General features: G+C 52.4%; 23 protein-coding genes. 20 read left to right on the forward strand and 3 right to left on the reverse strand.

The genetic code is table 11. The features are described 5' to 3' along the window. The 3 genes from V8L71_RS19500 to V8L71_RS19510 form a co-directional block, all read left to right on the forward strand. On the forward strand, positions 1 to 1,084 hold a 1,084-nt coding region (locus tag V8L71_RS19500; protein ID WP_176305133.1), incomplete at its 5' end, for a multicopper oxidase domain-containing protein. 9 nt (positions 1,085 to 1,093) lie between these two features. Further along, the gene (locus V8L71_RS19505) at positions 1,094 to 1,864 is read left to right on the forward strand and encodes a copper resistance protein B (RefSeq protein WP_336275198.1); all 771 of its coding nucleotides are present in this window, start codon (positions 1,094 to 1,096) and stop codon (positions 1,862 to 1,864) included. A 131-nt stretch (positions 1,865 to 1,995) separates the two neighbouring features. Beyond that, positions 1,996 to 2,412, forward strand: a complete 417-nt coding sequence (locus V8L71_RS19510) for a hypothetical protein (protein WP_336275199.1) — start codon at positions 1,996 to 1,998, stop codon at positions 2,410 to 2,412. A gap of 160 nt (positions 2,413 to 2,572) precedes the next feature. Here the strand turns inward: V8L71_RS19510 and V8L71_RS20705 are convergent, their stop codons facing one another. Then, positions 2,573 to 2,902 (reverse strand): four-helix bundle copper-binding protein, encoded by a 330-nt coding sequence (locus tag V8L71_RS20705; protein WP_240720591.1) that lies wholly within the window; start codon positions 2,900 to 2,902, stop codon positions 2,573 to 2,575. A gap of 421 nt (positions 2,903 to 3,323) precedes the next feature. Continuing rightward, the gene (locus tag V8L71_RS19515; RefSeq protein WP_022522193.1) at positions 3,324 to 4,046 is read right to left on the reverse strand and encodes a cytochrome c biogenesis CcdA family protein; all 723 of its coding nucleotides are present in this window, start codon (positions 4,044 to 4,046) and stop codon (positions 3,324 to 3,326) included. 247 nt (positions 4,047 to 4,293) lie between these two features. On the opposite strand from V8L71_RS19515, the gene V8L71_RS19520 reads away from it, so the two are divergent. From V8L71_RS19520 to V8L71_RS19565, 10 genes are all read left to right on the forward strand, one after another. After that, on the forward strand, positions 4,294 to 4,929 hold the full coding sequence (locus V8L71_RS19520) for a peroxiredoxin (protein WP_008958491.1): 636 nt from the start codon (positions 4,294 to 4,296) through the stop codon (positions 4,927 to 4,929). A 71-nt stretch (positions 4,930 to 5,000) separates the two neighbouring features. Further along, a complete protein-coding gene (locus V8L71_RS19525) occupies positions 5,001 to 5,408 on the forward strand; it encodes a heavy metal-responsive transcriptional regulator (protein WP_058579630.1) in 408 nt (135 codons plus the stop codon). 78 nt (positions 5,409 to 5,486) lie between these two features. Then, positions 5,487 to 7,961 (forward strand): heavy metal translocating P-type ATPase, encoded by a 2,475-nt coding sequence (locus tag V8L71_RS19530; RefSeq protein WP_336275200.1) that lies wholly within the window; start codon positions 5,487 to 5,489, stop codon positions 7,959 to 7,961. Between the two features lie 33 nt (positions 7,962 to 7,994). After that, a complete protein-coding gene (locus tag V8L71_RS19535; protein WP_255319124.1) occupies positions 7,995 to 8,123 on the forward strand; it encodes a hypothetical protein in 129 nt (42 codons plus the stop codon). A gap of 66 nt (positions 8,124 to 8,189) precedes the next feature. Beyond that, on the forward strand, positions 8,190 to 9,020 hold the full coding sequence (gene dsbG, locus V8L71_RS19540) for a thiol:disulfide interchange protein DsbG (protein WP_051052162.1): 831 nt from the start codon (positions 8,190 to 8,192) through the stop codon (positions 9,018 to 9,020). A 61-nt stretch (positions 9,021 to 9,081) separates the two neighbouring features. Next, positions 9,082 to 9,759, forward strand: a complete 678-nt coding sequence (locus tag V8L71_RS19545) for a TVP38/TMEM64 family protein (RefSeq protein ID WP_336275201.1) — start codon at positions 9,082 to 9,084, stop codon at positions 9,757 to 9,759. Between the two features lie 89 nt (positions 9,760 to 9,848). Next, on the forward strand, positions 9,849 to 10,376 hold the full coding sequence (locus V8L71_RS19550) for a DsbE family thiol:disulfide interchange protein (RefSeq protein WP_035586998.1): 528 nt from the start codon (positions 9,849 to 9,851) through the stop codon (positions 10,374 to 10,376). 67 nt (positions 10,377 to 10,443) lie between these two features. After that, complete coding sequence (gene lgt / locus V8L71_RS19555; RefSeq protein ID WP_133729722.1) at positions 10,444 to 11,256, forward strand: prolipoprotein diacylglyceryl transferase; 813 nt, start codon at positions 10,444 to 10,446, stop codon at positions 11,254 to 11,256. Further along, positions 11,253 to 11,795, forward strand: a complete 543-nt coding sequence (locus V8L71_RS19560; protein ID WP_062362913.1) for a protein-disulfide reductase DsbD N-terminal domain-containing protein — start codon at positions 11,253 to 11,255, stop codon at positions 11,793 to 11,795. Before lgt ends, V8L71_RS19560 begins: the two co-directional genes overlap by 4 nt. Then, entirely contained in the window at positions 11,796 to 12,530 is a 735-nt protein-coding gene (locus V8L71_RS19565; RefSeq protein WP_240718922.1) for a sulfite exporter TauE/SafE family protein, read from the forward strand. It abuts the gene before it with no gap. On the opposite strand, the gene V8L71_RS19570 is transcribed toward V8L71_RS19565, so the two are convergent. Continuing rightward, the gene (locus V8L71_RS19570) at positions 12,527 to 12,952 is read right to left on the reverse strand and encodes a MerR family transcriptional regulator (RefSeq protein WP_240718921.1); all 426 of its coding nucleotides are present in this window, start codon (positions 12,950 to 12,952) and stop codon (positions 12,527 to 12,529) included. The genes V8L71_RS19565 and V8L71_RS19570 overlap by 4 nt on opposite strands. Positions 12,953 to 13,198: 246 nt before the next feature. Here V8L71_RS19570 and V8L71_RS19575 point away from each other — a divergent pair, with 246 nt between their 5' ends. From V8L71_RS19575 to V8L71_RS19605, 7 genes are all read left to right on the forward strand, one after another. Beyond that, positions 13,199 to 13,435, forward strand: a complete 237-nt coding sequence (locus V8L71_RS19575) for a hypothetical protein (RefSeq protein ID WP_062363006.1) — start codon at positions 13,199 to 13,201, stop codon at positions 13,433 to 13,435. 99 nt (positions 13,436 to 13,534) lie between these two features. After that, positions 13,535 to 13,975: a DUF411 domain-containing protein gene (locus tag V8L71_RS19580; RefSeq protein WP_101146721.1), complete on the forward strand. Its 441-nt coding sequence runs from the start codon at positions 13,535 to 13,537 to the stop codon at positions 13,973 to 13,975. Between the two features lie 59 nt (positions 13,976 to 14,034). Beyond that, positions 14,035 to 14,538: a TlpA family protein disulfide reductase gene (locus tag V8L71_RS19585; RefSeq protein WP_336270672.1), complete on the forward strand. Its 504-nt coding sequence runs from the start codon at positions 14,035 to 14,037 to the stop codon at positions 14,536 to 14,538. A gap of 12 nt (positions 14,539 to 14,550) precedes the next feature. Beyond that, positions 14,551 to 14,934, forward strand: coding sequence for a hypothetical protein (locus V8L71_RS19590; protein WP_101146723.1), 384 nt, complete (start codon positions 14,551 to 14,553; stop codon positions 14,932 to 14,934). A gap of 16 nt (positions 14,935 to 14,950) precedes the next feature. Continuing rightward, positions 14,951 to 15,694: a cytochrome c biogenesis CcdA family protein gene (locus V8L71_RS19595; protein WP_101146724.1), complete on the forward strand. Its 744-nt coding sequence runs from the start codon at positions 14,951 to 14,953 to the stop codon at positions 15,692 to 15,694. Positions 15,695 to 15,717: 23 nt separating this feature from the next. Next, on the forward strand, positions 15,718 to 16,584 hold the full coding sequence (locus V8L71_RS19600) for a WD40/YVTN/BNR-like repeat-containing protein (protein ID WP_008958473.1): 867 nt from the start codon (positions 15,718 to 15,720) through the stop codon (positions 16,582 to 16,584). Between the two features lie 52 nt (positions 16,585 to 16,636). Further along, positions 16,637 to 17,047 (forward strand): c-type cytochrome, encoded by a 411-nt coding sequence (locus V8L71_RS19605; RefSeq protein WP_231125686.1) that lies wholly within the window; start codon positions 16,637 to 16,639, stop codon positions 17,045 to 17,047. The last annotated feature ends 539 nt before the right edge of the window (positions 17,048 to 17,586 follow it).

A 17,586-nucleotide genomic window follows, 5' to 3' on the forward strand; every position in this document is an offset into this window, starting at 1 on the left:
CCTGCTCAACGGCCACTCCCCCCAGGAAAACTGGAACGCGCTGTTCAAGGCCGGTGAGCGGGTACGGCTACGCGTGATTAACGGTTCGGCCATGTCATACTTCGATGTCCGTATACCTGGCCTGAAGATGACCGTGGTGGCCGCCGATGGCCAGCCAGTGCAACCCGTGCCTGTTGATGAGTTCCGTATTGGCGTGGCGGAAACGTACGATGTGCTTGTTTCACCAGAAGATGATCGAGCCTATACCATCTTCGCCGAAGCCATGGATCGGAGTGGCTACGCTCGCGCCACGCTAGCCCCGCGTGAAGGCATGCAGGCGGAGATTCCCAAGCGCCGCCAAATTGCCGACCGCGGCATGGAAGCCATGGGTGCCCACGGTATGGGCGGTATGGATCACTCCAACATGGCGGGGATGGATCACTCTGGCATGTCCAACATGTCGGGGATGGATCACTCTGGCATGTCCAACATGTCGGGGATGGATCATTCCAGCATGGCTGGGATGGATCACTCCGGTATGTCCAACATGCAAGGCATGGATCACTCTACTATGGGGGGGATGGCAGCCGAGCAGGCCAAAATAGGCGCAAATGGTTTGCTTCTCGCCGGTGAAGCTCAGCCGGGCTCTCGCTATAACCAGGCGGGAATCGGCATTGATCCTGACGAACGACGCGTATTGGTTTACCGGGATCTCAAAGCGTTCACACCATGGCCTGATCGCCGTGAGCCAGGCCGTGAGCTTGAGCTGCACCTGACCGGCAATATGGAGCGTTATATGTGGTCGTTCGACGGTAAGAAGTTTAGCGAAGTGACCGGCCCTATTCATTTTGAGAAAGATGAGCGGCTGCGCCTAATTCTGATTAACGACACCATGATGGAGCATCCTATCCACCTCCACGGTATGTGGATGGAGCTGGAAAACGGCCAGGGTGAATTGATTCCGCGCAAACACACCTTGAACGTGAAGCCCGGCGAGCGCGTGTCTGCGCTGATCACTGCAGACGCCGAGGGCAGTTGGGCGTTCCACTGCCACCTTCTCTATCACATGGATGCTGGCATGTTCCGCGTTGTTCAGGTTTCTTAAGGAGGCAGTATGAAAACCAAGTACTACGTAACCCTCGCCAGCGCCGCCCTCGGCATGGCCGCCGCCACGACTGCTCAAGCCGAAGACGGCTATGACGCCCCGGCCGGCTGGCCGTCACCGGTCGTGGAGCACCCGATGACCACGGTACGGGTCGATCGCTTGGAATATGCTTCGCCCGACAAGGGGGGGGATGCCTTGGTCTGGGATTTCCAGGCCTGGTATGGCAGTGATTTCAATCGCCTATACGTGGAAGGCGAAGGCCAAAACGTCCAGGGCGATGGCGAAGATGCAGAATTCGAGTCCCTCAACCTGCTTTATAGTCGTTTGATTGCCGACTTCTGGGAACTTCAGGGCGGCATCGGTTATCAGGGCGGTATCGCTACGAATAACTATCCCGAACGCTATTTCGGCGTCATCAGCCTATTGGGGCTCGCCCCCTATCGCTTCGAGACCGATCTCGACTTGATGATAAGCGATGAAGGCGATATCTCCGCCAGCCTGGAAAGCGAGTACGATCTGCGCCTGACTCAGCGGCTCTACCTACAGCCGCGTACCGAAATTGCCGTAGCTGCCAGCGAAGTTAAGGAGTTTGGTGTGGGTGAGGGCCTTAACTCAGTGCGTGTCGGCATGCGCCTGGGCTACGAAGTGACCAGACGCTTTGCGCCTTACGTGGGCGCTTATTGGGAAAAAGAGTATGGCGATACCGCTGACCTTTCTCGTGCTGGCGGGAATAATACCGAAGATACCGGCGTGGTGGCAGGCGTCAGGTTAATATTTTAAATCGTTAAGCACTCTATAACTTGCGCCACCGAAAGGTGGCGTTTTTTTTTGCTAATAAACCACTAAATTCAGCTTCAACTCATACTCTAAGGTTATTATTAAATTATAAATAACCAGCGGAGTAAACCACCATGAAAATTAAAGCAATTGTTTTTAGTGCAGTAGTAGCAAGTATCCTCTCTACACCTGTATTAGCGAGCTTAGGCAATACAACACAGAATCTTCCCTTACTAGAAAGAGGCGTATCTTCTACACAGATGCTTGTCCAGGGGCAACCTAAGCGTTTCAATATTAATATTGAACAAGCGACTACACTGAAAGTAGCGAGTGAGCACTTCCCAGGTTTTACCAGCACTGGCAACCGCATTTCAGCTGTGCTTTATGACAAAACTGGAAAACAAGTAGCAGAAGCGTCCAGTCCACGGGGTCACTTTGAACTTGTTCGTCAGCTGCAACCGGGCAATTATCAGCTTGAGGTGACAGGTAGCTCAATGGGGGGCACTAAGGAAAATAGCAATAACAGTTATGAACTACATGTCGCTTACTAAGCGACATTATTAATTATAACTAATTCAAAAGGGGTTCGCAAGCGAGCCCCTTTTAGATATTAAAAAAAGCAAACACCAACATTTGAAAGCCTCAGTTAATGTATATAACCCCCTAGAAAATGACGCCCAGCCGAAGCGCTCGCCCCGGCTGGCTTGAAGCTTAGCTGGCCATTGCGGCACATTCTTCAGCGCAGCGATGACAAGCTTGAGCACACTCTTGGCAGTGAGGTGCATCATGTTTTGCACACTCATCACCACATTTCTTACAAATGTCGGCACATAGACGGCAGATCTCGTGTGCAAACTCACTTTCTTGTGCCATAAATGAGGCGGCTAACCGACAAATTTGAGCACATTGCATGTTAAGGCGAATACATTCCGCCATCATTTTTACGTTGTCTTCTTTTAGACACTCAGTTGCACACTTGTCGCAATAAGCAGCGCATATGTGACAAGCTTCAATGCAGTTTTCGTATTTTTTGAAGTCCATCTCGGTTCTCCATTTATTAAATCAAATTTTATTTACCATAGTTCTTGCTTGGCATAATAAAGCTAGAACAACCTAAAAGATAAATCAAGGAAAGGGAACCTGGTAACTAATCAAAAAATATAAAAATAAACCAGGTAGCTGTGCGTTACTTGCCGTAATTTTTATTATTCAGCTAGGATTCAGGAAGGCCTACTATAATAAATTTTTTGTCAAAAAAACACTGAAACGTTCGCTGCGCTTGTAAGTTACCTCGCCACGAGATCCTAATTAAAATTAATTAGGTGAAAGAACTAAATTAACAGTGAAAGAAATTAAGTTCTAAGCATTATAAAAATAATCTCCTTTTAGGAGACTAGCTCAGCCTAATAAGCTTCTTAAGGAGTCAGTATGAAAAGTAATCTCTACTTCTCTGACGGCCTGGCTACCCCAGGGTCGCCAGGGAGGGAAAAAGGTCGACCATGATACTGGAAAGCCGCGTCATGGTACCCGAGACGATGGCGATGCCCATCAGGATCACAACCGTGCCCGCCACGGGGCGAGCATAGGCGCTCCACCTTCCTAGGCTTTGCCGATGCAGAGCGAATCGGTTAATCAGTAAAGTGCTGGCAAGAAAAGGTAGCGCTAGGCCAGCCGAGTAGGCACTGAGATATATCATTCCAGCCTGGGCACTAGCAGCATTGGACGTGGCCATCAAGATGGCGCCCAGGATGGGGCCGATACAGGGCGTCCAGCCGATGGCAAAAGATACCCCGAACACAGTAGCCGAAAGCGGAGAGCCACCCTGGACATTGGGGGTGAACTGAAAGGTACGCTGGAAAAGCGGCAATCGGAACACGCCGGTCATGAAGAGGCCCAGCACGATCACCGCCGAGCCGGCAACCCAGTTGAATTCTTGGCGATACCCTCGCATCAGTTGCCCGATACTACTGGCGCCGAGCCCGAGTAGGATGAACACGATGCTGAAGCCGAAGACGAAGAAGGCACTGAGGGTCAATGCCTCTAACCGCCTGTCGGCTTTACCGGCACTACCGCCTGTGACCACCGACAGGTAGGCCGGTAACAGGGGCAGCGTGCAGGGCGAGAAGAAGGAGACCAATCCGCCGATAAAGGCGCCGACCAAGCCGATGGAAGAGAGAGATTCCAATGTGTTATCGCAACTTAAGTTATGGAGACGGCCAACAAGGGTATTGATACCAATCCCATGGTGCTACCTCCTATCATATCCATTTTAGCGCCGTAAGAATTTTAAGGCTTACAGCTGCTTTAAGGTCAACCTTTATTGACAAATTATTTGTCTCCTATCGAATTGCAAATATTACACATCAAGCTTGACCTTAAAGTTGACTTCAAAGTTATGGTGGCTACTCAATGAATGACATGAGGACATTTCCATGGCGCTACAACTGGGCGAGACAGCACCAAACTTCACGATCGAATCCACGCAAGGCACGGTCAACTTTCACCAATGGCTTGACGACAGCTGGGCGGTGCTGTTCTCGCACCCCGCTGATTTTACGCCAGTATGCACCACAGAACTGGGCGCGTTTGCCAAGCGAAAGAACGAATTCACCCAGCGGGGTGCCAAACTGGTTGGGGTTTCGGTGGATCCCCTCAGCTCTCACCACGACTGGGCGGGGGATATTGAACAGACTCAGGGCACGGCCCTGAACTACCCCTTGCTGGCTGACGAAGATCAGGTGGTAGCGAAGCTTTATGGAATGATCCATCCCAAAGCCGACCCCAAACTGACGGTGCGTACGGTCTTCATCATCGATTCTGACAAGAAAATTCGTCTCACTTTGACGTATCCACCCAGCACAGGACGTAATGTCGACGAGATACTGCGGGTTCTCGATTCGCTTCAGCTAACTGACAAGCACAAAGTGGCCACCCCCGTTGACTGGCAAAACGGTGACGATGTCATCATCTCGCCATCGCTATCGAATGATGACGCTAGGCAACACTTTCCCGAAGGCTGGAACACCAAGACGCCCTACCTTAGGGTCGTGCGCCAACCGGAGCAATAGGAGCCCCGACCGGTAGATTCGTTGAGTCAGGCTGCCAGAAGCTTAGATTAATAATGTCGTGAGGTAACGCTATGCAAACACTAAGTATCGGCGAGCTTGCCGAACGAAGCGGGGTCGCTAGCCAGGCGATTCGATTCTACGAAAAAGAGAAACTTATGCCTCCTCCGAGGAGGACCGATGCCAACTATCGGCGTTACCCACTGGAAGCTGTGGATCGGTTGCAGTTTATCGTCCATGCCAAGCAGTGGGGCTTCACGCTGCAAGAGATTCGGGAGCTGCTAATGCTTCAGGATGCTAATGGCGACCGGGCGCAAGCTAAACGCATCGCCGGGGAGAAGCTGCACAAGGTGCGCGAGCAGATCAAACACCTCACGCGGATTGAAGCCGTATTATCGAAAACACTGAGCGAGTGTGCAGGCGAAGGGCCTATGCAGGAAGGCTGCCCGATTGTTGAAGCTATCGCTGAGCAGGCTGAATGATCAGCACTTTCTCGACAGCGAACATGGGGAATCAAGCTCGCATATCGGGTCGTCAATAAATAACAGGAGATCTTCATTATGGCGCAAAACGTCGATATCGAGATTCGTGGTATGTCCTGTGCTTCCTGTGTTGGACGTGTGGAACGTGCACTCAGCCAGCAGCCAGGCGTGATCAACGCTCAAGTGAACCTCGCCACCCAGAAGGCGGCTATCCAGGTCGAAGCAGTTACCACGACCACTAGCCTACTCGACGCCATTGAAACAGCGGGCTATCAACCGGTAGTGGAAAGTATCGAGATTCCTGTTACCGGCATGAGTTGCGGATCTTGTGTCTCTCGGATAGAGCGAACGCTAACGAAGCTGCCCGGCATGGTGGAAGTGAGTGTTAACCTTGCTACCCAGAAGGCCTTCGTTCGTTTCCTGCCAGGAGCCGTTTCGTTAACGCGTATTCAGCATGCCATCCGCGAAGCAGGCTATGAACCGCAGGATACCGATACGCCGCCACCAACGGACAGCGAGGATCGGGAAAGAGCCGAGCTTCGCCGTCGAGTCGTGCTCGCGGCAATATTTACGATTCCGGTAGTCATCATCGCCATGGGGAAAATGATTCCCACTTTTGACGCGCTGTTAACGAGTCTAATGCCGCATCGCGGCTGGATGGGCGTCGAGTGGTTATTGGCCACACCGGTGCAGTTCTATGCTGGTGCACGCTTCTATCGCGTCGGCTTCGCCGAACTCCGGCATTTTAATCCGGGCATGAACAGCCTCGTTATGATCGGATCGAGCGCTGCCTATTTCTATTCGGTCGCCGCCCTGCTGGTGCCCGGACTCTTTCCCGTCGGAACCGCCGTGAGCTATTTCGAAGCGGCGGCGGTGATCGTGACGTTAATTCTGCTCGGTCGCTATTTTGAACACATTGCCAAGGGCCGCACCTCCGAAGCTATCAAGAAGCTTCTGCAATTACAGGCGAAAACTGCCCGCGTCATCCGTGAGGATGAAACCGTCGAGCTGCCTATCGACGCCGTCGTCACGGGCGATCGTATTTTGGTTCGCCCAGGGGAGCGTGTTCCAGTCGATGGCATTGTTGAGGAGGGTCACTCCTACGTTGATGAGTCGATGATCAGCGGTGAGCCAGTGCCGGTCGTCAAACAGAGGGATTCCGAAGTCGTCGGTGGCACCATCAACAAGAACGGTGCACTTACCTTCCGGGCCACGCGAGTCGGTGCCGACACCGTGCTGTCGCAGATCGTCAAGATGGTGGAAACGGCCCAGGCGGAGAAGCCCCCAATTCAGCAATTAGCCGACAAGGTTGCCGGTGTGTTTGTACCCGTGGTCATCGCTATCGCCGCGATTACCTTTGCACTCTGGTTCGCTTTCGGACCGTCGCCGTCTTTGTCCTTTGCCTTCGTCACTACCGTTAGTGTACTGCTAATTGCCTGCCCCTGTGCGATGGGCCTGGCTACCCCAACGGCCATCATGGTCAGTACCGGGAAAGGGGCCGAGATGGGAGTGCTATTTCGCAAAGGGGCGGCGCTTGAGACGCTGGCCAAGATGAATACGGTGGTGCTGGACAAGACCGGCACTTTGACCCAGGGGCGCCCCGAACTGACCGACTTCGAAGCAATTAACGGTCATGAAAACGACGTGCTGCGACTGGTCGCGGCAGTGGAAGCTCAAAGCGAGCACCCCATCGCCGAAGCTATTGTACAGGGCGCCAAGGCCCGTGGGCTGGAATTACCCTCGGTCAGTCGCTTTAGTGCCGAGCCTGGCTACGGCATTGAAGCCGAGGTCGACGGCCACTTGGTACATGTGGGAGCTGATCGTTACATGCATCGGCTGGAAATCGAGCTCGGCCAGGCAGAAACACGCGCCAAGGTGTTTGCCGAGAACGCCAAGAGCCCGCTCTATGCCGCGGTAGACGGTCAGCTTGCTGCAGTCATCGCGGTGGCGGATCCCCTCAAGGAGGGCTCTGCCGAGGCTATCACAGCACTCAAAGCGCAAGGGTTGGAGGTGGCCATGCTCACCGGCGATAACCGTGCCACTGCCGATGCTATCGCCCGACAGGTTGGCATCCAGCAGGTTCTCGCTGAGGTGCTGCCCGACCAGAAAGCGGCAGAGATCCGGCGTCTCCAGGCGGAGGGCAAGCGTGTCGCTTTTGTGGGGGACGGGATCAACGATGCACCCGCTTTGGCCCAGGCCGACGTGGGCATTGCGATCGGTACTGGCACCGATATCGCCATCGAGTCCGGCGATGTGGTGCTGATGAGTGGCGATTTGCGAGGCATCGTCAATGCCACGGCGCTCTCCAAGCGTACCCACCGGACCATTATCAGCAATTTCGTCTGGGCCTATGGCTACAACGTAGCGCTAATCCCCGTGGCGGCGGGCATGCTCTATCCGTTCATCGGCGTATTGCTCAGCCCCATGCTGGCGGCGGCGGCCATGAGCGTTTCCAGTGTCTTTGTGCTGACTAACTCGTTGCGGCTACGCCGTTTCACGCCAGATACCGGCAATGCCACACCACGTCCAAACGATGCTGTTCATCGCGCCTAAACCAAACACCGTAGTGTTAAAGAGGAATTCAAAATGATGGGAAGTGAAAGCTGCATGTGGGGTATGGCGGGGATGGGCCTAATAGCTATCTTGTTGATTATTGCACTGGGGCTTGGTGTTGCTGCGCTTATCAAGTACTTGTTTTTTAATAAGAAGCACTAAAACCAGCAAGTAAATGTGATCGACCTAATCCCTTGTAAAAAACAGTAATTGATAAAGAGAGCATCCATGAGGCATATCCTACATTTCACTTATTACCTAGCTGCTGCAGGTCTGTTAGGTCTTATTGCGTTGCCTGCGTTGGCGCAGGAAGCAGGAACCGATGCCAATGAGAGTTATCAGGCCAGCAGCGTCATCGACACTGGGCCTCCCTTGCCCGAGACGATTACCGTATTGGTGGATCAAGGGTTCACATTCCATGGCACCTTCGAAGCGCCTGACGATCTCCAAGGCTATGCCTTGTCTTACGATAATGAGCCTATGGCGGCTTATATCTCCTTCTCTTCCGACTATGCCGTCATTGGTACGTTAATCGACCCTCAGGGTAATGCCGTCATGGAAAGCCAGCTTCAGGCTCTGGTGCTGGAACCCATGCGGGAAGCTACCTGGAGTGCGTTTGAAAACACACGTTTTATCTCGGAGGGGAATGATGATGCATCACATGTTGTGTACACACTAACAGACCCCAACTGCCCTTACTGCAACGCACTCTGGAAGAATTCACGTCCGCTAATCGAGCAAGGCGTGCTACAGCTTCGCCACGTGCTGGTTGGTGTGCTATCAGAGGACAGCCTTCGCAAAGCTGCTGCAATCCTTGAATTCCACGATCCGGTTAGCGCTCTCGAAACTCATGAATTGGAATTTCGCAATGGCGGCATAAGGCCGGTGGAGCCGTCGGAGGAGAGCCAAGCGCTTCTCAGAAAGCATGCCCAGATCATGCGTGAGGCCGGCGCTACGGGGACGCCGACCAGCTACTACCGTGATGAAGCCGGGAAAGTGCAGCGTATCAGTGGTGCAGTGTCGACCGACCAGCTTCGCGAAATCTTAGGTGTTGAATGATACACCATAACGGTACAGGGCTGAGATGACGTGTCTCCCCACTCCCACCACTGAGATGAACATGGCAACCAAGCTTAGCGTAAAGCAAACGCTCTTTTTGGGGCTCACTCTATTGATGGGCTTGGCGGCCCTCTATTGGATCCTGATGGAAACCGGCGCCTTGTCGGTCTTGACCGACAAGCAGGCCTTGCGTGAGTGGGTTGATAGGCTGGGCGTCTGGGGGCCATTGGCCATCATCTTTATGATGATGGCTGCCATTGTCATGAGCCCGATCCCCAGTGGTCCGATTGCGATGGTGGCTGGTGCGCTTTACGGCCCAGCTTGGGGGACGGCCTATGTCGTTATCGGTGCCGAAGCCGGTGCTCTGCTCGCTTTCTGCATTGCTCGTTTTCTCGGCTATGAAGTGATGCAACGCTGGCCCCGTACACGGCCTATCCTCAATTGGCTGGGAAAGGAGCGCTCTCAAACCGGCTTGATGCTCATCGTTTTTGCATCCCGATTGGTGCCCTTCATTTCGTTTGATGCCATCAGCTATGCGGCAGGTATTACGCCCCTGTCCTTCTGGCGCTTTTTGATCGCCACATTGGCCGGCGTAATCCCCACGGCGTATCTGATCGTCAAGTTCGGCGAAGTGCTAATTACCGCCGACTCCCGTGGTCTCATGATCGCGCTGGTCCTCATCAGTGGCATCACATTGCTGCCGCTGCTGGCGAAACGCCTATGGGCTCGAAAGCCATGACCGATGCAACCTAGTGCTCCAAATCAACTTCCGTAAGCACTAACAATGCTCAGCAGGCACTTACCCGCTACTACCTGTGAGACGTATACGTGAAATCTCGGACATTGCTATTTTTACCCCTATTGGGCTTTTTTGGTTTGAGCTTTTTCTTTTATCAGGGCTTATCAATGGATCCTAGCGCCAGAGATTCCCCCTTGTTAGCTCAGCCGTTTCCGGCCTTCAACCTGACGACGCTGGAAGACCCCTCAAGGGTCGTTGATGAATCTCTTTTTAAAGATAAGGTGACATTGGTCAATGTTTGGGGAGAGTGGTGCCCCACTTGCAAGCATGAAATGCCGCAGTTATTGGACTTAGCCGCGCGAGGCGTTCGCTTGGTTGGCATCAACTACAAGGATACCCAGGCAAAGGGACTCGAGTTTCTTGACGAGTTTGGGAATCCTTTTGAAGTCAATATTTTTGATCCAGAGGGTAACCTAGGTTTTGAGCTAGGTGTTTATGGCGCACCCGAAAGCTATCTGGTCGATACCGAGGGCACTATTCGTTACAAACATACAGGTTACATAACTTCTGAAGATGTTGAACGAGTCATCCAGGAAGTCGAGAAGTGGAAACGATAAAACGGCTCTTAAGACGCAATAATTTTTGTTGATGACTCCAACAGTAACGATTGATTAAGGAAGATATATGCTGCAATACCCTCAAATCGACCCGATCGCCATCGCCATAGGCCCTCTTCAGATTCACTGGTATGGCTTAATGTATGTAATCGGGCTAGTGGCAGCTTGGTGGTTGGGTCGGCGTCGCGCCTACCGACTCGGCCTAAGCCACGATGATATAGGCGACCTGATCTTCTACGCCGCCATCGGCATCATCGTTGGCGGCCGCCTTGGCTATGCATTGTTTTACGGGCTCGAACAACTGCAAGCCAACCCCCTTTGGTTACTAAAAATCTGGGAAGGAGGCATGAGCTTTCATGGCGGTCTTGCCGGTGTGTTAGTGGCTGCCTGGCTGTTTGCTCGCAAACATCAACTGGCTTTTATTCAACTGACCGACTTCATTGCTCCGTTAGTCCCCATCGGCCTGGGAGCGGGTCGCCTCGGGAACTTCATCAATCACGAGTTACCGGGGAGAGTTAGTGATGTACCTTGGGCAATGGTGTTTCCATCCATGATGGAGCTGGGCCCAGAGCCACGGCATCCTTCGGCTCTCTACGAGTTTGCCCTTGAAGGTGTCGTGTTGTTTGCCGTGCTGTGGTGGCTATCGCGCCGACCACGTCAGCGGGGCCTCATCTCTGGGCTGTTCCTGCTTCTGTATGGAGCCTTCCGTTTCATCGTAGAGTTCGTGCGCCTCCCCGACCCTCAGTTGGGATTCATCGCTTTTGGCTGGTTAACCATGGGGCAGCTACTGACACTACCAATGATCGTCGCGGGCTTTGCTCTGGTCGCTTGGTCCAGAGGTCAGCCAATGGATAAGCCAAAGGCGGCGTTAAACTCATGAAACAAGTCTTCGCTTTTCTAACGGTGGCACTCTTTATAGTCACCCCGGTAGCGGCACGTGAAGAGATGTTTGAGGTTGGTGACAAAAGTTCCCCCTTTAACCGTTCGCCCCAACGTGACTTTCTACCGGCTAAAGAAGCCTTCCGAACCACCGCCTGGCGAGACGATGATCGAGTTTATATCGGCTTCACCGCCGCCGAAAATTACTACCTTCACCGGCATCAGTTCGCGATTGAGAGTCTCTCTCAAGATATCAATTTCGGTGAGTTGGCTTTGCCTCCTGGCGAGCCAATGTCGCACGCGTCTTTAGGGAACATTAACGTTTTCTACGATCAGGTGTTGGTGAGTGCGCCCATAGAGGCGAGCGACACCGTTACCGGGCCGCTGGCCATCATGGTGACCTTTCAGGGCTGTTCCGACCAAGGACTCTGCTATCCACCCGAACAGGTCGAAATCGTATCACCGTACGGTTCGCCTCCGGCGGCCTTCACCATCAGCCCCTCCCGTGATACGGCGGGTAGCTCCAAAGGTGCCCCGTAAATGAATCCCGCCGACATGAGCCTGCCGCCGCTGGCGGCGGCCTTCGTCTTCGGCTTGCTGGGAGGCGCGCACTGTATCGGCATGTGTGGCGGCATCATGAGTGCCCTGACCTTTGCTGTGCCCCCCAGCATGCGACAGCCGAGGCGTTTAGCAGGTCTGTTGCTCGGCTATAATTTAGGTCGTATCAGCAGCTACATGATCGCTGGTGCCTTGGTGGCCCTGCTCGGTTCCGTGCTCAACCATGCACTGGACAGCTTCGCCCTGGTGTTGCGTATCCTGGCGGCGGTCATGTTGATACTAATGGCACTGTATATCGCCAACTGGTGGAAGGGCTTGCTACGTATCGAGGCACTGGGGCGCGTCCTGTGGCGCCGCATCGAACCAATAGGCCGTCGCTTGATGCCTGTTGTAAAAGTACCCCAAGCATTCGCACTTGGCTCGCTATGGGGCTGGATGCCCTGTGGGCTAATCTATTCGATGCTGGCCTGGAGTCTTGCTGTAGCCGAGCCATTGCGTGCCGCCGCGATGATGGGGGCCTTTGGGCTCGGCACCTTGCCTGCCGTCCTAGCGACCGGAGTGGCAGCGCGCCGTGTCTCAATATGGATACGTAGCCCCGCGACTCGTACGCTGGCAGCACTGCTGATTATTACGTTTGCTGTCTGGCAACTCTGGCATCTGCAGTCCATGATAGGGATGGAGGATACGCACAGTGCCATGACTTCGCCGCATCACTAATGATCACTTCGCGAATCATTAGCCTCGAAAACTAATTTACCTGTCCCAAGCGATTCGATGAGCTCCTTCAGGCTGAAACTTTCAGTCATCTTGTCTTGATTCATATTATCTATCCAGCGCGCTATCACCTGGAACTCTTGAGCCCGCAAGTAAAGACGTCCCCTTTGAGTGGCGAGTGGTACTGGTTCAATAAACTCTGCAGTGCCTTGATCCGCCCAAGATAATATTTGCTTGATCTCTGGAAGACTAACACCCAGCGAACGCAGGCAATCGATAAAACGTAGGCGCCCCAAGGACTCTGCATCGTAGAGTTGATAACCGTTGCGCGGGTCGCGGTGCGGTTGCAATAACCCTTCCCTTGTATAGTGGCGTACCGTTTCTGCCGTTACCCCTCCCGTCTGAGCCAGCTCTGAGACTCGCATTGGCTTATCCTCATTCGTTTATTCGTAGCCAGCTTACAACCGTTAGGCTGCCCAAAGGTCAAGTCTTCAGCTGAGCGCTCATGACAAACATTTAGGTTGTATAACGAAATTTAAAATGAGGCCTTGACCTTAAAGTCTGCTTTAAGGATATCTTAAAAAAGCACTCCTGCCACAGGATAAAAAACCGTAATCAAGTCCTACCACTAGCGCGTTTGGCAGAGTGACTCACATACAGAGGAGAGTGTCATGCGTAAACGTAATACTGCGATCCTGTTTACTGCCATTGTTGCTGCCAGCAGCTTCGGAGCTAGCTCGCTTTTTGCCCAAGAAGAGAATCAACAGAAGCCGATGGAGGGCAACGCCATGCATAGCAATATGATGCAAGCAGGGGGTATGCACGACATGATGGGCGATATGAAGTCCATGATGGAAAAATGTAACGCCATGATGGAAAACATGCAGCATGAGAACGACGACGCTTAAAGCGGCTCGGATAGGTTGCTTGTACGCAAGCAACCTTTTCATCATGCGGGTAGCGTCGCTTGGACCTTCCTATCTGATATCTAACCGGACACACAACATATGAAACATTGGAAAGCGCTTGCCGTTACGTCTTTGCTGGCTTTTCCCATATCGGGATTGGCGGCTGATATATCAGCGACTCTCTACAAAAATCCCAATTGCGGATGTTGTGCCGAATATGCCAAGTATTTGGAACAAAACGGCTTCGACGTGGAGACGATCGACACCCATGATCTCGTTAAAATGAAAGCCGAGTATAACATCCCTGAAGAACTGCATGGCTGCCATACCACGGTCGTAGGAGACTATCTCTTCGAAGGGCATGTGCCTGTTGAGAGCGTGACCCAAGTGCTTGATGAAAAGCCCTCTATCATAGGGCTGAGTGTGCCGGGAATGCCGCTTGGCTCACCGGGCATGTCGGGAGAAAAGCGTGGCCCGTTGGAAGTCTATGCCATCGCCTCGCAATCGACTGAGAGCCCCGACATTTACGCGACTCACTAAAGGATAGTGCGGCGATGAAACACCCCATCCTGACAGGACATTTCGTAGCTGTATTTCTGATGACTGCCACATCCCTTGCCATGGCCGCCCCGTCAGAAAGTTCAGGGCCACAGGGGTTTCTTCTCTGGGCTACCCCCAACGATGTGGCACAAATCAGCTTCGAGGATAGCGACGGTACCCCTTTCACGTTGGCTGACTTTGAAGGAAAGCTGATTCTACTCAACATCTGGGCAACATGGTGCGGGCCTTGCCGAGAGGAAATGCCCACTTTAGATGCCCTGCAAGATGAGCTTGGCAGCGATGATTTTGAGGTGGTCGCCTTATCGATCGACCGTAAGGGGGTCGAGATTGTTAATGAATTCTATCAAGAGATAGGCATTGAACATCTGGCTCCCTATATAGATAAAACCGGAATGGCTAGCGCAGATCTTGGGGCCGTAGGTATTCCCACGACGCTTCTACTTGACCGCCAAGGCAAAGAAATTGGGCGCCTCGTGGGGGAAGCCGAGTGGAATACTCAAGACATGATCGACTTTCTTGCCGAAATGATTGCAACCAGATAATGAGGTAGCACCATGAGTTGTTGTGACGACAAAACCCAACAGGGCAAACAAAAATCGGGGCTAAATGGCTTTTTGACAGGGTCACGCGGCCTGATGTTGCTGGGTAGCGTGGCAGTGGCTGGCGGCCTTGCTTTTGGCTGGGATAATCTGGTTTTGCTAGGCATTGCGCCTATTCTATTGAGCCTATTGCCATGTCTCATTATGTGCGGATTAGGCCTATGCATGATGAAGTGCAAAGACAAAAAAGGTGAAGCGACCGAGCAAAGCGACGCTACCAATGTTCAGGCTCGGGTAGAAGACGCTTCAGAAGTGAATGCCGGAACAGCGCCTACCACTCGCCAACTAGTCGATCAAAGCGAGTCAATCAAGCAGTCCTCATCTAAATTCCAAGCCTAGCCATGGGTAAAGGGTAATGCTTGAAGTAGCCAATATAGGACTGGTCACTGCCTTTCTGGCAGGCCTGATCTCGTTCATTTCGCCCTGTGTTTTGCCACTTGTGCCTGGCTATCTTTCTTTCATGACCGGCCGCTCGCTCGGACAATTACAGGAAGCGGATAGACGAGAACGTCTGAGGGTGTTAACCCAGTCGGTATGGTTCGTGCTCGGTTTTTCAACCGTTTTTTTGTTGCTGGGAGCCAGCTCCACTGCCATTGGTCGTCTGCTGCTGGTGTATCGCCAAGAAGCAAACCTAGTCGGTGGCCTTATCGTCATCCTGTTTGGCGCCTTCATGACCGGGCTCATGCCATGGCGCTGGTTTCATCAAGAATGGCGGTTTATGGGTCGACTGAAGGACGTCGGTGGAACCCGCAGTGCAGCTTACTTACTTGGTTTAGCGTTTGCATTTGGCTGGACCCCCTGCATTGGCCCAATTCTGGGTGCCATTCTTACCGTCAGCGCCTCCACGGCCAACGCCTGGAGCGGGATGGCGTTGCTCGGCGTTTATTCTTTGGGTCTGGGCGTGCCCTTCATGCTGAGTGCCCTTTCACTTGATCGCTTCATAAAGCACCAGAAATTCCTGCGTCGCTGGGGGCATTTCATACATATAGCGGCTGGGTTGATCATGATTCTGATGGGTAGCTTAATGATCACAGGCAAACTATCCGAGCTGTCATATTGGTTATTGCGTACTTTCCCTGCCCTAGGTGTTATCGGCTAATCGTTATTTAAGGAAATATTGAAATGCACATGATCGTGAGTCGTTTTTTACGTGTCTTCTTACTGACAGGCTTGGCCGCAGTCAGCTTTGGCAGCGCCATTACGGCCTTGGCAACTGAAGAAGGGTTGCTTGCACTGCAATATGACGTAACAGGCAAACGACTGTTTAAAATTGAGGCTAACCAACTATTCCAGCGTGCCGATGAAGGCATGACCTGGAATGCGATTCCCTTGCCCGAAGACGTGAATGAAGGCCAGTTGCGCGCGGTATCGGTCCCCTCCACTGATCCGCAAGCGCTCTATATCGCAGGCCCCTCAATCGGGGTGCAGCGTAGCACCGACAATGGAGAAACCTGGCAAGAGCTTAGCGCTAACCTACCTAGCCGAGAGGTTACTGCGCTAGCTGTACATCGCCGTCAGAACGAAACACTTTATGCGGTAATTGAAGAAGACGGCATCTACCAAAGCGAGGATGCTGGCACCACCTGGAAAAAAATGGACAGTGGTCCTTCACAAAAGATTAACCGACTCGTCCACTCTGACATGGAAGGCAGCATGCAGACCGGCTGGCTCTACGGGGTATCGGACGATGCGGTGCGTCTATCGATGGACTGCTTTTGCGGTTGGAGACCGACCGGAGCACTTGATGCTGGCAGCGTCTATGATGTGGCTTATAGCCTTGGCAACCCAAAGCGAGTCTATGTGGTTACACAGCAAGGACTATGGCGTAGTGAAACGGGTGGTCAAGAGTGGCAACAAGTAGCTGGTGACGGCACAGAGCTCGTTGCACTCACACTCTCCGCCAAAGACACTCTCTATGGTTTAAACCAGAAAGGGGAACTTCTACACAGTGAAGACGAAGGCCAATCCTGGACTTATCCCGATGCGTAAGCACTGTTTTTTCACTGCCTCATGGCTGACGCTAATGGTTGTGGGGCACGCCATGGCTGAGGACCGTCCTTTTTCAAGCGATACTCCTCAGCTGGAAGACGGAAAAAGAGTTTACCGACAATACTGTGCTAGTTGCCACGGTACACAAGGCGAAGGCATGCCCAACTGGGAAGAGCAAAATGCTCTAGGCGAGTTACCTGCTCCACCACATGGGCCAGAGGGCCATACCTGGAAACACTCTGATGCCATGCTCTACCGAATTATTGCCGAGGGTTGGCGCGACCCCTGGAATAAAACCGATAGGCTAACGATGCCAGCGTATCAGGAAGTTTTGGCTCCCAGCGAGATACGAGATGTGGTGAATTATCTCAAGACATTATGGACACAAGAGCAAAGGCGTCACCAAGCAGACGAAAGTATTGAGAACCCCTTTCCAATACAAACTGGAATACCCCCAGAGTAAATAATAGTGTCTATGCCCTATAACAAATTTTCTTAGTCACCTTATGGGTCACCACACTGTTAGCTACCGTCTCAACCGCCCACTTGTGTTATTAAGTAGAAAACAACCTCTTGGTCCTTTTAACTCCGACAAACCTGCTCCCGGCGAATGCTAGCCCTTACTTAGAAAACCAACTTCGCATTGTCAGCGAATAAATATACACTTTAGCGAATCTCAAATGTTTATGTTGAGACATGGAAGTTAACAAATTTCATATAAAATAAACTTATTACCTAACGACTGAGGCGCCTTCAGGCTTAGTAAGATCGACTGGCTCACTTCACAATAAAGTTTTCGTCGCGCCACATATTTGATCTGAAGGCTGTGGAAGGGAGTTAGATTATTATGTTAGGTAAGCAATATAGTGTTAATAAACAACGGGTAAGCGGATTAAATGGTTGATCTTACCTTTGCATGAGAGTGAGACAGACCGGCATCTCATCGGATTATCTGGTTGATGCTTCACCTACTGCTGGTGCATGTTTCCTTCGCTAATTCCA

This window comes from Vreelandella indica (assembly GCF_037070225.1).
Taxonomy (GTDB): domain Bacteria; phylum Pseudomonadota; class Gammaproteobacteria; order Pseudomonadales; family Halomonadaceae; genus Vreelandella; species Vreelandella arctica.